Raw genomic sequence first — 15,203 nt, 5'->3', positions numbered from 1 at the left:
TCCTTCGTCAAACAGTCAGGGCAAGTGCCTGCCGGACCAGTTGAACTGCTGCCTGCAACGCCAAGCTGTGGACTTCGTGATTGAGCATGGCATACGCACGGGCATCTGCTGGCTTGTCACCGAGCATGACGGCGTCGGTTTCGGCGCGATGAGCAAACCAATACTGCCTGGCCGTTCCCCCGGTGAAGGCCAGTGGGACAACCGGGATCCCATGCATATCAGCCAGTTCCGCCTCTTCCGCTGTTCCTCTGGCGCCACCGAACAGGATGGCTAAACGCGAGATACGCAGCATCTCCCGCCGCTTCTCCATGGCATTGATGCCGAAGTACGTCAGGGTGCCGATCGGGCGGTCGGCCTGAGTGGGCTTATCGGCGTTGGCTTGGGCAAACAGCATGACACGTGTGGGCGCGTAGATGCCCCTGGCTGCCAATGCATCCGCCATCGCGTAGGCGATCCTACGGCCGGGCAGTGCAGAACCGGACACGATCGTGACCGGCAGCTCCGCGAGTGCGACACCGAGTTCGGCGGCATCACGGTCCCAGATCGGGTCGGTGTAGTTGCCTCCGATGAAGATCCGCTGGGTCGCGGGCTGCGTACGAAATGCCTCGGCAAGCTCGGCTGCAAGGTCGCCAATCACCCGTGCTCGCCGTGTCTTGAACTGCTCGTCGGTGAACCCAAGGTCGTGCTCACGAACGAAGGCGCGGCGCTGTTCGACGGTTTTGTCTTGGAACTCGGGTGTCGCGGCCAACACCGTCTCAGCGATGCGCCGGTCCACCGGATCGGCAATTGCGGTGATGAGCGAGCGCAACACAGTGACGACCCTGCGCGCGAGTTGCTCGCGGTACCGCGGGTCGGAAAGCCGAGTGTCATCGCCAAGCTGGCGCAGCACCACGTCAACGCTCAGCATCCGGCCTTCCGATAGACGTCGCCCTCGTCGGCCGTACTGCTCCAGTGCTTTGTGGAGTTGAGAGCGAGGATAGCTGCGGGTCATGACGCCATCATGTTCCCGCCTGGAGAAGTGCGCCATGAGTGCGGCAGCTACCCACCAACTTTCCCACCAACTTCAGCGCCACCTTGCACGCCTGCTTTCTGACCTGCGGATTTCTAACGTTTCTTCCGGGGCTACAACGTCATCTACCAGTGACGTAGACCGCTCGCATCCCATCAGCACATCCCGGAAGGCGGAATGCCGCATGTCCCATCACACCTATTTGAAGTCTTCACCGGACGCTGCTGTTTGCCAGCTTGTTTCGCGTCCGACTGCCTATTCGTTAGCGATACACGCGGTTCTTTCGCTGCTGGCGCTGTTCGCAAGCTTGTCCGCGTTCCTCAGCATGATCGGCTGCACTGCGTCGCCTGCGGACGCGCAGCCCTCTACGATCACCATCGCCGCCACCGCCACCAGCGCCGAACCCCGTGCAGCCCTGCCGGATTCGCTTGGCACCGAGCTGACCGACATGGCCAAGCGCTCCAAGCGCACCGGCGACGCCACCGTGCACATCATGTCCTCGGCCACGGGCGACATCACCATGAAGGACCTGACACCGCTCCGGCCGAACGGCCAGGTGCAGCACGCCACGGCCGATGCCGATCGCCAGATCACCGCCTCGCTGCGCAAACTGGACGACTCGGTGGCGAACGCACAGGCCGATCAGCCCGGCCTCAATCTCCTCGCTCTCCTTGATCGCGCCAGTCAGCTGCCCGGCGATCTCCACATCGTGTCCTCGGGGATCAGCACGGTTGCGCCGATCGACCTGCGCGTCACCGGCTGGAACGCCAAGCCGGACAGCGTCATCGACAGCATCGCGCAACAGGGACGGCTGCCCACCCTCAAGGGCCGTCACGTGACATTCCATGGCCTAGGCATCGCCGGTGGATCGCAGCCAGGATTGCCACCCTTCGCTCGCACCCTGGTCGAGCAGCTGTGGACCGGGATCTGCCAGCGTGCCGGGGCAGCCACTTGTATCGTCGCGCACGACACCCCGTCCGCGGCGGCGCCGGTAGCCACCATGCCCGTGCCGGTCGTGCCGGTGCCGGACGCCATCACCGAGGGTGGCTGCCCGGTGTGGGCGAGCTTGAACGATCAGACGCTCCACTTCGTGCCGGACAGTCCCGTCCTGCCAGCGAACGCCGACGATCAGCTACGGCCGATCGTGGACGCTGTATCCCGCTGCAACTTCCGGTCCATCGACGTCACCGGGCACATCGCGGACACCGGCACCGGGGACACCCGGAACAACCTGTCCGAGCGGCGGGCACATGCCATGGCCGATCGCCTCGTGGCACTGGGGCTGCCGTCCGCACTGCTGGGCACCGTCTCCGGCCACGACGCCCGCGAGCCGGTGATCCCGAACTTCACCGATGGCCGCTTCGACGAAGCCAAGGCGCAGCAGAACCGCCGCGTCGAGCTGACCTTCCACCACGGCAGCCGGTGATGTCCCGCCGTCGTGTAGCTCCCCGGAATCCGTATCCCCTCACCAGATTGGAGCCAGCATCATGACCATCCAGCCCACCACGCCCACGAACGGAAATAGCGGGCACGTCGATCACGGCCAGGCGTTGCCCTCGGTGATCCCGGCGCCGCCGGCGACCGGCGCCGGTACCACATCGCCGCCATCCATACCCAAGCGCGACATCGCCATGTCGCTGGCCACCGGCAAGCCGATACCCCGCAACTGGCTGGCCCAGGTGCTGGCGCTGCATAGCGAGCAGGGTCGCATCGGTGAGAAGCGCGAGCCGGACACGTTCAGCCAGATGGAAGCCCTCGTGATGAGCAAGGGCATGCTTGCCGCCGAGGAAGCCCGCGAGCAGGGTGCGGAGCAGCTCGCACGGCTGCTGGACCATGCCGCGAGCGTCAAGGGCAAAATGGTCATGACGCGCGCCGAACTCGACCGGCTGGACGAGCAGTCGGTGACTGGTATGAACGGCGACGTCATCACGGCCCGCGACGCCCGCGACCGAATGGTGGCAGTCAGCACCAAGGTGACCGACGAGCGCGATGCGGGCAGCCTGAAGCACCGGCGGGTGCCGGTGTGGTTGCATCGGTTCGCGACCTGGGCGGCGCTGCTGGACTTCCCGGTGCTGCTGTACTTCCTGGCGCAGGTGTTCAACGTCGACCTGACCGGCATCGCGAGCGGTGAGGGCGCGGCCTGGGGTGGCAGCGTGGTGCCGCTCATCACGGCCGTCGTCTTCGCGTTGCTCGGCACCGCAGCCGTAGCCGTGGGTCTGAAGTTCTTCGGCCGGGATCTCAAGGGCTACAAGGACACTGGCGGAGGCATCACGCTACCCGCGGGCCCGGCGCGTTTCTTGCCGCTGGTGTTCGTCATCCTGGCGACGACGCTTGCTGTCGGGGCCGGGATCGTCATGGCCTACCGAATCATCTCCGACAGCGTGGCGGCGGGTGGCGGCATCACCGGCGCGGCCATCCTGGGCGTGTTCTTCGCGCTCATCGTGATCGTGGTCAACGTCGTAGTGTTCGCGGCGCGCTTCCGCGACGGCTCGCTCCAGACCGACGAGGTCGGCTACCTGGCCGCGCAGCTGGAGCCGATCGAGCAGCAGCGGGTGGCGCTGGGTCGCCAACTCGACGGGCTGGCTGCGCAATTGCCGCCGCTCAAGTTGAACGCCGAGCGGATCGTCGCCGCCACCCTCGCCAAGATGGGCGCGCCGATCAAGGGGGCGGATCAGGTGCGGCTGCTGGCCCGGTCGTATCACCAGGGATGCGGGCCGGAGGCGATGTTCGCGAACCAGGACGGCAGCCCACACGGCAATCTGCTCCGGCCGTTCGTCGGCGTCGACCGCTCGGTGCTCGTGGAGCTGATGGAGCGGCTGGACGAACTGGTGGCCGAGGACAGCACGGCCACCAAGGGCACGACGTCCACGGCCGCGTCCAGAAGCATGGCCTTGGTGCCGATCGCGTCCACCGAGGGCGACGACGAGGCCGACGATCTCGGTGGGGAGTGGTGAGCATGAACACGCGAAACCACCGAGTGGTCCTGAACGAGCTTCGGCCCAAGGTGCCGCAGGGCGACGATCTCGAAACGGTCAGCGACATCGTGAATTTCGTGCTCCGGCGGTCCCTGCGGCTGAGCCGAGACATCCAGCGCTACGCCGGCAAGCGGGAGGATCAGGCACCGACGAGTAGCCGCTTGGCGCTCGCGTTTGCCTGGCTGGTGGCCAACGAGGCGATCGACTGGATGAGGAGGTGGCCGCGGTGAGTGGAGATTCTCCGTCCGGCCTGGCCGAGTCGTTCAAACGAGCCTGTGTGGCCATCCTGCTCGGCGTGATCGCGATCTACCTCGCGGTCAACCTGATTCAGTCGATGTGGCCGACGCTGGTGGTGATCCTGGGGGTGGTCGGCCTGATCGCGCTCGTCATCGGCGGGATCGTGATTTACCGGAAAATGCGTGCTGGGTGGTGAACGAAATTATCCAAACAAGTCAGATTTTCTACCCCTGTTATTGCTAGCCGTTTCGGTGTTGTAGTTTGCTCAAACTCTATTGCCTGGTGAATTAATTCACCGCATAGTAGAGACAGGATCTGGTGAAAATATTCACCGGCTAGCCCGGCGATCATCTTCGCTGGTGGCGACCGATATCAAACGTAATTCGAACAGGAGGATAGCTATGTCTAAAACAGGACGATCAAATTACCGTCGACGTGACCGAGAGCAGCGTCACCAGGCGAAACTCGAACGACGGATCTATGTGCGAGCAGTGCGGCGTGAGCAGCCGGACATTCGGCTGCTCGGAAAGGCGTTTCTCGCGCTGGCTCTGGCCGATGCTGCCCGTGCTGCTGAGGCGGAGAAATCCCGCACCGATCAGAAGGAGGCCGACCATGACAGTAAGTAATGCCGATACCGACCTCACCGCCGACTCCCTCGTCTGGCAGCTCCTGTTCTGGCCCAGCCCGTTTCGTGAAGGAGCGGCGACCTCGCTGCTTCGCCACTGGGCGGCCCAGAAGCACGCGCCCCAGCTCATCCTCGAAGCCCGCTCTGCCAGTGAGGGCGTGGAATATCTTGTCGGCAGCCAACTTCGGCACGCCCAAGGTGTTCGTCGCTCGGTCGAGCAGCTGGTTTCCGGTGCGGTGGTGACGCCGTTCGACACCGAGGAGCGCGGCGAGATCGTCACGGCCCGGCGGCTGAAGCTGACCGCGACAGATTGGCCGCTGGAGCCCGTCGATCGGATTGCGTCGAGCCGTTCCATCCTCTCGGCGCTGACGGCGGTGAAAGGCACTGAGCGCCTGGTGATCCAAGTCGTCCTCGGGCCACGCCGTCAACCGATGCTGCCGCCGGTCACCGGAGCGGACGGCGGGCATCAGTCGATGGCGTCGAAAGTCTGGAACGGCTTGCTGCCCGACCGGCGCCCGAACGCCAAGCAGGCCATTGCCCGCAAGCTCGGCCAGCACGGCTTCAGCGCGGTCATCCGGATCGGCGTCGAGGCCAGCACCGCGGAGCGACGCAAATCCTTGCTGCTCGGGTTGGCGGCAGCGATCGGGACGGTCGAGACCGCCGGGGTGCATTTCAAGCTGGCGAACGAGAAGGCCGGGAATGTCAACGAGCCGAAAGCGACGTGGTCGATCCTGACCCCGGCGCAGCCGCTGAGCGTGCCGGAACTGAGTCACCTGCTGGCTTGGCCGGTGAGCGATCACGACGAGCGTTTCCCCGGCCAACCGCCGCTGCACCCGAAACCGGTCCGACCAACCCCGGCACTGCTGTCCGGCGAGCGGGTGATCGCCAAGGCCAACGCGCCGGGCGTGTCCGGCACGGTCGGTTACGACGTGCTCGACAGCATGCGACACACCTGGGTCATCGGACCCAACGGCACCGGCAAGTCGACGTTGCTACTCAACCTGATCGTCCAGGACCTCGAAGCCGGGCGCCCGGTGGTGGTGATCGAGCCCAAAGACCTCGTGTCCGACATCCTGGCTCGCATCCCTGCACGCCGGGCCGGCGACATCGTGCTGCTCGATCCGCTCGATGAGGCCCCGGTCGGGATCAATCCGCTGGCGCACAGTGAGGGCCGCACGCCGGAGGTGATCGCGGATTCGTTGTTCGGCACCATCCACGCTATCCACGGCGACCTTGGGCCGCGGTCGGCAGACATCCTCCGCAACTCCCTGGAGGTGCTGGCCAAGCGCGACGATGCCTCACTCACCATGCTGCCGCTGTTGCTCACCAACCCCGGTTTCCGCCGCTCCTTGACGCAGCGGGTGATTCGCGATGATCCGTTCGCGGCCGGACCATTCTGGGCGTGGTTCGACTCGTTGTCGCCGGAAGCGGTGGACACGAAGATCGCGCCCCTATCGAACAAACTCCGTCCACTGCTCACCAAGCAGCTCAGGGCGGTTCTGGCGCAGCGCAATCCGAAGTTCAATATCCGGCAGGTGCTGCGGGGGAACAAGGTTCTGTTGGTGCCGTTACAGAAAGGTGTCATCGGGCCGGAGGCGGCGCAGCTACTGGGGGCGATCATCCTCGCCGAACTGTGGCAAGCCATTCGGGAACGGGCGGGCACCCCAGAGGACACCCGCACGCCGGTCATGGTCTACATCGACGAGGTGCAGGACTACCTGCGGCTTCCAACGGACCTCGGCGACGCTCTGGCCACCGCCCGCAGCTTGCGCGCCGGGTTCCATTTGGCGCATCAGTACCAGAAGCAGTTGCCGCCCGCGATGCTCGACGCCTTCAGAAACAACGCCCGCAGCCGCATCACCTTTCAGCTGCAGGCAGGCGACGCCAAAGATATGGCCACCGGACAATCTGTGCTCAGCCCGGAAGACTTCGGTGCCCTGCCCGCCCACCACGTCTACGTGAACCTTATGCGGGATAACACCGTCCAGCCCTGGGCGTCGGGCATCACCTTGCCGCCGCCCCCGGAAACCAGCGATCCGAACGAAATCCGGCGCCTGAGCCGCGAACGCTACGGCCAGCCGCTGGACGAGATCGAAGCGGGATTCAACGAGCTGCTCGACCAGGTGAACGGCGACGCGGACGGTGCGCCCCGGCGCCGAAGGAGGCAGGTATGACGACGGAAAAATCGCGGCGGAGCGAAGCGACGGGGATGGAAAACACTGGCCATCTCGATGGCCGTCTCGCCCCGACTCAGAAATCTGCATCCTCGCCGGTCAGCTCCAAATTTCACGTCCTGCTGGACGCGAATGATGGTGCCCATTCGGGCACCACACACCAGCAACCGACCCCTCGCCTGACTCGCCAGCCGATCCGTGACCTGTCGGCCATCGCCAAACAGATGAGTGAGCGCGACTGGGCCATCTTGCGCTCGGTGGCCGAGCATCGGTTCCTGACCGTGCGCCATATCCAGACGCTGCATTTCGGCGATCTGACGCCCGGTTCTGGCAGGCGTAAGGCACAGCGGGCGCTGGCCAAACTCCGGCGGTTGCGGGTGCTCGACAGCCTGACTCAGCGCGTCGGCGGCCTGGCTGCAGGCAGCGACGGCCTGGTGCACTTCGTCGATGACGTCGGCCAGCGGCTCCTGCGACGGGAGTCCGGGACGGTGGCCCGGCGACGCTTCCATGCGCCGACCGAACGGTTCCTTGACCATCAGCTTGGTATTGCCGATGCCCATGTGGCGCTTGTGGAGGCCGATCGGCAGGGTCAGCTGGAGCTGCTGAAATGTGAGATCGAACCGGCCGCGTGGCGCGACTACGTCGGCATGGGTGGAACGCGGCTGACCCTGAAGCCGGACCTCTACGCCGAAACAGCGTGTCCGCCCGGCAGCGAGTACGTCGACGCCGCCTTCATCGAGATCGACAAGGGCACCGAGAGCATCCCCACCCTGATCCGCAAATGCCACGAGTACGAGGCGTACTGGCGTCTAGGCATCGAGCAAGAACGAAATGGCGGATTCCCCCTCGTGGTGTGGAGCATCACCGCCGAAACCCCCTCCAAGGCAGACAAACGACGCGACGCCCTGCGCCGGGCCATCGACAAAAACCGCAAGCTGCGACCGGAGCTGTTCCGGATCATCGCGCCCATCCAGCTGATCGCTACGTTGCAGGAAGGAGCCGAAGTATGACCATTACCAACATAATTCGCCGCTACCGGACCATCCTGGCCGACCCGCCGTGGGACATCCAGCAGAAGACGACGCTTGGTGCCAACCGCCACTACGGCCTGATGTGCCTGGACCGAATCGCAGCAATGCCGATCGTTGATCTTGTCGAAGACAATGCCCACCTGTGGCTGTGGGCCACGAACGCCACGCTGCGAACCGCGTATGACGTCGTAGACGCCTGGGGATTCGTGCCGCGGTCGCCGCTCACATGGATCAAGCCCCGCTTTCACCTGGGCAATTATCTCCGGAATGCCACCGAACACCTGATCTTCGGCACCCGCGGCCGAGCCCCAGTCCACTACCGTTCTCAGCCGACGTGGATGTTTGCGCCGATCCAGGACCACAGCCACAAGCCCGAAGAGCAATACGCGATCATCGAGCGGGTCAGCCGCGGCCCGTACCTCGAACTGTTCGCTCGCAGGCGGCAGCCGGGGTGGCACGTGTGGGGAAACGAAATTGACGCCGATGTCGTGATTCCGGGCTATCCGGTGCCATCCGACCGAGCCAAGACATCCAACATTTGCGAAGGGTCGCCGCTACGGCATGTACGCCGGATGCCCGTCGACCAACAGGAAGGAGGTGAAATATGACAAGTAGCAACCACATTCGACCAACACAACCCGCCAAGCGCTACCGCACGATCATGGCCGACCCACCATGGAACATCGACCAGGCAGGCGGGCGCGGAGCGATCCAGCACTACCCGCTGATGACCGTCGAGCAGATCAAGAACATGCCGGTGGGCGATCTCGCCGAGGACGACGCGCACCTGTGGCTCTGGGTGACCAACGGATCGTGGCGGGCAGGGTACGACGTCATGACCGCCTGGGGCTTCACCTACCGCTCGCCGCTGACGTGGGTGAAGCCGCGATTGCAGCTCGGCCAATATCTCCGCAACATGACCGAGCACGTCCTCTTCGGTACCCGTGGGCGTGCTCCCGTGAACTTCCGTGCCCAGCCGACGTGGTTCATCGCCCCCGTCCAAGAGCACAGCCACAAGCCCGAAGAGCAATACGCGATCATCGAGCGGGTCAGTCCCGGACCGTATCTGGAGCTGTTCGCCCGGCGGCGGCAACCCGGCTGGGACGTTTGGGGCAACGAAATCGATTCCGACATCGTGCTGCCCGGCTATCCGGTGCCGTCCGACCGCAAGCGCTCTCGCCTGGGACCGGACGACTCACGCACCGCACCACCGGGTGTCACCGGATAGCGGGATGCCCTCGTCGGTGCCATGCGGCCGTACTCGTAAGCGCATTCAGCGTTTACCGGCCGCTCGCACCGAGGAGGAGCGATGTCCGAACCGTCGAACAAGGAAGTCACCCTGGCTATCCGAATCGACACCGCTCGGCATACCCAGCTGACCTGGATTGCCGACCTGCGGAAGCGCAGCCTCAAGGCTGAGTGCTTCGCCGCCGTGGACGCCTGGATCACAGCCGCCAAGAACGATCCAGACCTGATGGCCAGGGCCAACGCCGCCCGCGCCGCCATCGAAGACGAGGCACGCACCCGGCAGGCAGCCATCGACAACCTGTTCACCGCAACCGCCACGCCTCCACCCGCACAGGAGGAGGAATCGGGAACCGACGTCTCTGCCAACGCGGCGGAAGCATCGGAAGGCGAGCCGCCGCAGGGTGGTCGCCGCACCCGTGGCCGACGAGGTGGGCAGCAGGCCGAAAGCGAGCAGGCGGATAGCTGAGCCAAGCTCAGCGCCCGGTGTAAGAGGCCGGCGGACGGCGGATCGAGGGAATGCACACCCTCTCCACCGTCCGACCGGCCAACATCCAAACATAACCCGAAGGAGGTGAGCATGAATGAGCGATTTCCAAATACCGACGCACACAATACAAACCGCAGCGAGCAAGGACAGGCACCGTCCGATGACGACCTGCGGCGCGATGAGGCCGAAACAAGCCACGAGCGGGAAGCCCTGCGCTATCCCCGGATCTATGTGACCGCTGGCCTCCCGCTGCGGGCCGAACTCACGAGAGGCACCTGGCTGGAGATGGCACGAGACCCCGACTACATCTACACCGAGCTGTATGCCGTTCTCGGCGAACCCTACGAGCACGACGCTGATCGGTTCTACATCTGGGACCACCAGGGGTTCGGAGCCTTCCACGTGAGCACCGGTGCCATCGGCTTGGACGACGTCCACAGCATCGAACTGCTGTCGACGGTGGCAAACGGCATCGTGGACCACGGTCCCGCGTTCGCTGCCTGGGCCAGCGCCCACGAAGACGACCCGGCCCAGTTCGACCGGTTCACCGCCGCCTACAAGGGCCACTACGAAGACCTGGCCGCCTACACGCGGCACGTGATGGCACCGCTCAATCTGGAAGACAGGCTCGTCGGAGCACTGCCGTCCGGGCTGGAAGTTTTCGCGTCCATCGACTACGACGCCATGGGCCAGCAGTTGGTGCGCGACACCGATCTCGTCGTGTTCCCGGCCACCGGCGGTGGCGTGTGGATATTCGACGAACGAGCATAGATGCCGATATATGGAGCGCATTCTCTGTGAATAATTCGGTTAGCCGTTGTTGTAATATTGTGAAAATTGCCCGAAAGCGTTGAATATTTTCACCACCCGGAGGTATTATTCAAGTACGAATGGGGGCAATAATATGAACAAAGAGGCGCACATTAACGACACCAACGACATCGCCAGATTGGGCAAGTTTCTGAAGTCCAGGCGTGAAGCGCTGGGATTGTCTGCCAGGGTGGTTGCCCAGCAGGCCGACATCGACAAAGCTACTGTCACGCGCCTGGAGTTGGGGCAGATCACGCACCCTCGCAGCGAAAACATCAAGGCCATCGCGCAGGTGCTGCGCGTGCCGGTCAGTGACTTATTCGCTGTCGCGGGGTGGATGCCCAAAGAGGAACTTCCTTCGCTACGGCCGTATCTGCGCACGAAGTACAACCTCACCGCTGAAGAAGCGAAGGAGATCGAAAAAGACTTCGCGCGCATCGCCAGAGAAAAAGGCATCAGTTTCACTGGACAGGACGGGCCGCTCGATGGCGAAGATGAAGGATAGGTGCTACGTCCGAGTGCTTGAATTCAGCGTACAATAATTCTTTAACGCCATAATAATTCGAAAGAAAGGAGCCGATCAAACATCAACTACTAACTCGTGAAGGGAGGTGACATCGATGCGCGACGCACGACAATTTTCAAACAATCCAGGAATATTGCAGGATCGGCCAGAGGAACGCACGTTCCGGCAACCGAGAATTCTGTGGGAGTTGCGGGCGCTCGTGCCTCGCCGCCCGAGTGTCACCTACAGCGAAGCGCTCATGGTCGCCGAGCTACAAGCCGCCAAGCTCCTAGAGCTTTGTGAGATCGACAACGGTCCGATCCCGAGCGAGATCGTCACCGGACTGCCGAAGCTGCGGGTCGAGAGGGCGCTTCGAAGCACCTCCGGCGCGAGCCTGTGGGACCGCGGGCGCGGCGAGTGGGCGATCTACCTTAACCGGTTCGAATCGTGGAGACGACAGCGATTCACGCTGTTTCACGAGTTCAAGCACATTATCGACCACGGGCGCAGACACGTTCTGTACGCCGGACCCGGCCACCCCGACCCCGACACCGAGGCCGAACGCGCCGCTGACTACTTCGCTGGTTGCGTACTCGTGCCCAAGAAATTCCTGAAACGTGCCTGGGGTCAAGGCATTCAAAAAGTCGCTGATCTCGCCCGGTTGTTCAGCGTCAGCGAAGTCGCGATCGAGGTACGGCTCCGGCAAACCGGGCTCCTCGACTGCGCCCACCGTGAAGAAACCGGTGTCGTGCGCCACGCGATCGGATGGCTAGCGCCATGCCGAGGCCGCCGCACCAGTGGCTCATGGTTCCCCGACCCATTACCTTTAGATTTTGTAAGGAGTCTGCAATGAAAACGTCTGACAACGCAAAAGAAACCAAACAGAGTCAAGCGCTCGCTGTGCTCTTCCTCTCCATCGCATCCTCGTATGGAGCAACGGATGGCCTGCACATGATTGCCACACAGCGCGAAGGAGGCACTCGGAAGGCGGCGAACTTGAACGCCCGTGTCGTGCACGAGTTTGTCGAGATCGGCGTCGCCGCAGCTAATTACCATAAGCGGCCTGCGATTGCCGAGTTGCTCGCTTACCTGGACCGGCATCCAGACGTCCGCTACGTCATATTCCCGAAGATAGGCCGGGTCTCGCGCATGCTTGAGGACTTCCATGGGTTGATGAGCCAATTCGACAACCGTGGGGTGGTTGTCATGTTCCCCTACGGAAATCCTGAGACGACGCCTGCGGCTCGCGAAGCACTCTGGCACACAACGGAATGGACAAGAGAGCGAAGCCTGGCCGCGCGGGCGCACCGCCGCAGAAAAGCATCCACCACCTAGCAGGGCCACAAAGAGCAAGGTAACGAGATCGGAGGACAAGTATGACAGGAAAGACGTTCGACCCAGTCGATCCAGACCAACCGCTCAAAACGGCGGTGTCCTATCCACGCGTATCCACCAAGGAACAAGCCGAGAAAGATGGCGAACCCGACGGGTATTCCTTACCCGCGCAACGCGATGCGAACCGCAGGAAGGCTGCGTCGCTCGGCGCCATCATTGTGAAGGAGTTCGTCGAACGTGGCGAGAGCGCCAAGACGTCCGACCGACCCAAGTTGCAAGAGATGCTGGCCTACATCAAGGAACGCCGCGTCGACTACGTCATCGTCCACAAGGTCGATCGCCTGGCCCGTAACCGCGTTGACGACGTCCAGATCCATATGGCGATCAGGGCAGCCGGAGCTGAATTGGTATCTGCCACCGAGAACATCGACGAGTCGCCGAGCGGTATGCTCCTGCACGGCATCATGTCCTCGATCGCAGAGTTCTATTCCCGCAACCTCGCCACCGAAGTGCTCAAGGGCATGACCGAAAAGGCCAAGGGCGGTGGAACGCCAGGCAAGGCTCGGCTCGGCTACATGAACATCCGCGTGGTCAATAGTGAGGGAGCCGAGGTTCGCACGGTTGCCGTCGACCCCGAACGCGGACACTTCATCACTTGGGCGTTCCAGCACTTCGCTACAGGCGACTGGACCCTCAGAACAATGACCGACGAGCTTGAGGTTCGTGGCCTCACCACTCGACCATCACCCAAACATCCAGCCCGGCCCATCAAGTACAACACGCTGCACCAGATCCTGACGTCGCCGTACTACAAAGGCGAGGTTACTTACCGGGGCGTCCGCTATCCCGGACGACACGAGCCCCTGATCGACCCAGTGACCTGGCAAACGGTCCAATCCGTGTTGGCCTCGCACGCCGTGGGGGAGAAGCAGCGCGAACATCCGCACTACCTCAAGTCCACCGTCTTCTGCGGCGGCTGCGGATTCCGGCAGATCGTCACCCATGCGAAGAACCGCTATGGCCAGGTCTACCCCTACTTCGTCTGCCTGGGGCGACACCAGAAGCACACTGACTGCCAACGCCAAGCCGTACTGATTTCCCGCGTCGAAGACTTGATCGAGGATGAGTATCGCGCCCTACAACTCAGCCCCGAACTCCGCGAACGCGTGGAGGCCAGCCTCCGTGACGATCTCGCCGAGAACCGAGCCGCTGCGGAGCGAGCCACACGCGAACTCACCACACGGCAAAAACGCCTGCTGGACGAGCGTGCCAAGTTGCTCCAAGCCCACTACGCCGGAGCCGTGCCGCTCGACCTGATGAAGGCCGAACAAGACCGCATCGCCGCACAACTTGCCGAGATTGACAGCCGACTCGAAGCAAGCCGGGCCGACCTGGAAGTAGTCGAGAAGAATCTCCGAACCGCACTCAGCTACGCCAGCAACTGCTACGCGGCCTACCTCGCCGCCAACCCCCAAACCCGGCGACTGTTCAACCAAGCCTTCTTCGAGAAGGTCTACATCGAACAGGACTACGTCCGTGCTGACCTGGCCGAACCGTTCAAGACGCTGCTCGGTGGCGGGTTGGTAACTGCTGCGACGGGCACCGAAGGTGAGGCAACGACCCCGGAGGTCACCACATATGTCGAGGAGGGCGACCAGCGACCAGCCGCAGACGCCGTAGAGCTGATGGATCTCATCCGACACGCGCCTGCTGGCGATGCATTCGCGCAGCTCAGCGACGTAGAAAACGAAAAACCTACGCCTTACGGCGTAGGTTTGAAAGCCACTATTTTGGTGCCCTCGGCAGGATTCGAACCTGCGACACCCGCTTTAGGAGAGCGGTGCTCTATCCCCTGAGCTACGAAGGCTGGCTGGGTGGGCTCGCGGCCCGCCCGGGACGATCGCAGTCTACCGGGTGACGGGCTCGGAGGCCGCATCGCTGTCCCAGGGCGTTGCCGAGGATCAGAAACCGCCGTCGAAGCCTCCGCCGTCGAAACCACCTCCGCCGTCGTAACCACCTCCGCCGTCGAATCCGTCGGAGTAGTCGCCACCCTGGTCGTAGCCGCCGTCGTCGGCGGCCAGGCCGTCCTGGTAGCCCTCGCCGTAACCGCTCTCGAAGCCGTGCGCGTCGTAGCCCACCCCGGACATCCCGGAGAACAGGGACGTGAACAGCAGGGCTGAGCCGACGCCCCAGGCGCCTGCGATCAGGGCGGGTCTCCACCAGGGCTCGGAGTACCAACCCGCGGGTACCGGACGTCCGGCTACGCGGCCGCCGGGGTAGTAGTTCGGGGTCGATGACGAGGGTTCGGGTGCGGCCGCGATCTGCCTGCCCTCGTAGGCGACGACGCGCTTCTCGGTGACCTGCCCCGCGGTGTCCTGGCCGTCGAGGGCCGCGATCGCGGGACCGGGGTCCATGTTCATCGCGGTCCGCGCGGCCCTGATGTAGTAGAGCCCTTCCAGCGCCGTCTGTTTCGCCAGCCGTGCCTGGGCGGGCGTGCGCGCCTGATCGAGTTGCGAACCGGCCGCGAGATGCCGTTCGGAGGCGTCGGCGAGCGCTTGGACGGCGGCGTCGTTGCTGCCGGAGAGGCTGTAGACCTGGCCGCCCAGCCGTTCGTTCACCTGCCGGGCGTCGGCGAGAGCATCGGCCAATTCGGTGGCCGCGCGCTGTTTGCTCCGTCGTGCCTGCCATGCCAGTAGGACGACGAGCGCAACCAGCACCAGTCCGATCCACAGCCACCACATGGGGCACCTCTTCCGCTCGACCTCGG

General features: G+C 63.8%; 16 protein-coding genes, 1 tRNA gene and 1 pseudogene. 14 read left to right on the top strand and 4 right to left on the bottom strand.

What is annotated here, in order from left to right; genetic code table 11:
* Nucleotides 1-7: 7 nt before the first annotated feature.
* The gene (locus tag ON27_RS24455; RefSeq protein WP_043732468.1) at nucleotides 8-907 is read right to left on the bottom strand and encodes a hypothetical protein; all 900 of its coding nucleotides are present in this window, start codon (nucleotides 905-907) and stop codon (nucleotides 8-10) included.
* A 286-nt stretch (nucleotides 908-1,193) separates the two neighbouring features.
* On the opposite strand from ON27_RS24455, the gene ON27_RS24450 reads away from it, so the two are divergent.
* The 14 genes and pseudogenes from ON27_RS24450 to ON27_RS45895 form a co-directional block, all read left to right on the top strand.
* Nucleotides 1,194-2,435, top strand: coding sequence for an OmpA family protein (locus ON27_RS24450; protein ID WP_157227309.1), 1,242 nt, complete (start codon nucleotides 1,194-1,196; stop codon nucleotides 2,433-2,435).
* 61 nt (nucleotides 2,436-2,496) lie between these two features.
* The gene (locus ON27_RS24445) at nucleotides 2,497-3,963 is read left to right on the top strand and encodes a hypothetical protein (protein ID WP_157227308.1); all 1,467 of its coding nucleotides are present in this window, start codon (nucleotides 2,497-2,499) and stop codon (nucleotides 3,961-3,963) included.
* Nucleotides 3,960-4,214 (top strand): hypothetical protein, encoded by a 255-nt coding sequence (locus ON27_RS24440; protein ID WP_157227307.1) that lies wholly within the window; start codon nucleotides 3,960-3,962, stop codon nucleotides 4,212-4,214. The genes ON27_RS24445 and ON27_RS24440 overlap by 4 nt, the downstream gene beginning before the upstream one ends.
* 47 nt (nucleotides 4,215-4,261) lie before the next feature.
* Entirely contained in the window at nucleotides 4,262-4,417 is a 156-nt protein-coding gene (locus ON27_RS24435) for a hypothetical protein (protein ID WP_245560087.1), read from the top strand.
* 416 nt (nucleotides 4,418-4,833) lie between these two features.
* Complete coding sequence (locus ON27_RS24425; protein WP_043732453.1) at nucleotides 4,834-7,020, top strand: type IV secretory system conjugative DNA transfer family protein; 2,187 nt, start codon at nucleotides 4,834-4,836, stop codon at nucleotides 7,018-7,020.
* A complete protein-coding gene (locus ON27_RS24420; RefSeq protein ID WP_051046958.1) occupies nucleotides 7,017-8,030 on the top strand; it encodes a replication-relaxation family protein in 1,014 nt (337 codons plus the stop codon). Before ON27_RS24425 ends, ON27_RS24420 begins: the two co-directional genes overlap by 4 nt.
* Nucleotides 8,027-8,659, top strand: coding sequence for an MT-A70 family methyltransferase (locus tag ON27_RS24415; RefSeq protein WP_083887777.1), 633 nt, complete (start codon nucleotides 8,027-8,029; stop codon nucleotides 8,657-8,659). Before ON27_RS24420 ends, ON27_RS24415 begins: the two co-directional genes overlap by 4 nt.
* A complete protein-coding gene (locus tag ON27_RS24410; RefSeq protein ID WP_043732450.1) occupies nucleotides 8,656-9,279 on the top strand; it encodes an MT-A70 family methyltransferase in 624 nt (207 codons plus the stop codon). The genes ON27_RS24415 and ON27_RS24410 overlap by 4 nt, the downstream gene beginning before the upstream one ends.
* An 81-nt stretch (nucleotides 9,280-9,360) precedes the next feature.
* On the top strand, nucleotides 9,361-9,765 hold the full coding sequence (locus ON27_RS24405) for a hypothetical protein (RefSeq protein ID WP_051046957.1): 405 nt from the start codon (nucleotides 9,361-9,363) through the stop codon (nucleotides 9,763-9,765).
* Nucleotides 9,766-9,876: 111 nt separating this feature from the next.
* The gene (locus tag ON27_RS24400; RefSeq protein ID WP_157227306.1) at nucleotides 9,877-10,557 is read left to right on the top strand and encodes an antirestriction protein ArdA; all 681 of its coding nucleotides are present in this window, start codon (nucleotides 9,877-9,879) and stop codon (nucleotides 10,555-10,557) included.
* 133 nt (nucleotides 10,558-10,690) lie between these two features.
* Nucleotides 10,691-11,101, top strand: a complete 411-nt coding sequence (locus tag ON27_RS24395) for a helix-turn-helix domain-containing protein (RefSeq protein ID WP_051046956.1) — start codon at nucleotides 10,691-10,693, stop codon at nucleotides 11,099-11,101.
* Nucleotides 11,102-11,216: 115 nt separating this feature from the next.
* The gene (locus ON27_RS41485; RefSeq protein WP_157227305.1) at nucleotides 11,217-11,954 is read left to right on the top strand and encodes an ImmA/IrrE family metallo-endopeptidase; all 738 of its coding nucleotides are present in this window, start codon (nucleotides 11,217-11,219) and stop codon (nucleotides 11,952-11,954) included.
* Nucleotides 11,951-12,436, top strand: a complete 486-nt coding sequence (locus ON27_RS24385) for a recombinase family protein (RefSeq protein ID WP_157227304.1) — start codon at nucleotides 11,951-11,953, stop codon at nucleotides 12,434-12,436. Before ON27_RS41485 ends, ON27_RS24385 begins: the two co-directional genes overlap by 4 nt.
* Before the next feature lie 41 nt (nucleotides 12,437-12,477).
* Nucleotides 12,478-13,557, top strand: a pseudogene (locus ON27_RS45895) (recombinase family protein); the annotation flags it as partial.
* 15 nt (nucleotides 13,558-13,572) lie between these two features.
* Here the strand turns inward: ON27_RS45895 and ON27_RS43090 are convergent.
* The 3 genes from ON27_RS43090 to ON27_RS24365 all read right to left on the bottom strand — a co-directional run bounded on the left by ON27_RS43090 (nucleotide 13,573) and on the right by ON27_RS24365 (nucleotide 15,177).
* Nucleotides 13,573-14,139, bottom strand: coding sequence for a hypothetical protein (locus ON27_RS43090; protein WP_063711370.1), 567 nt, complete (start codon nucleotides 14,137-14,139; stop codon nucleotides 13,573-13,575).
* An 88-nt stretch (nucleotides 14,140-14,227) separates the two neighbouring features.
* Nucleotides 14,228-14,303: transfer RNA gene (locus ON27_RS24370), tRNA-Arg, on the bottom strand.
* Nucleotides 14,304-14,397: 94 nt separating this feature from the next.
* Nucleotides 14,398-15,177 carry a hypothetical protein gene (locus ON27_RS24365; protein ID WP_043732432.1) on the bottom strand — a complete coding sequence of 260 codons (780 nt, stop codon included), beginning with the start codon at nucleotides 15,175-15,177 and terminating at the stop codon, nucleotides 14,398-14,400.
* Between the last annotated feature and the right edge of the window lie 26 nt (nucleotides 15,178-15,203).

Source organism: Nocardia asiatica NBRC 100129, assembly GCF_000308415.1.
GTDB classification, from domain to species: Bacteria; Actinomycetota; Actinomycetes; order Mycobacteriales; family Mycobacteriaceae; genus Nocardia; species Nocardia asiatica.
The sequence above is the reverse complement of the archived record's forward strand: the minus strand, read 5'-3'. Positions and strand labels throughout refer to the sequence as shown.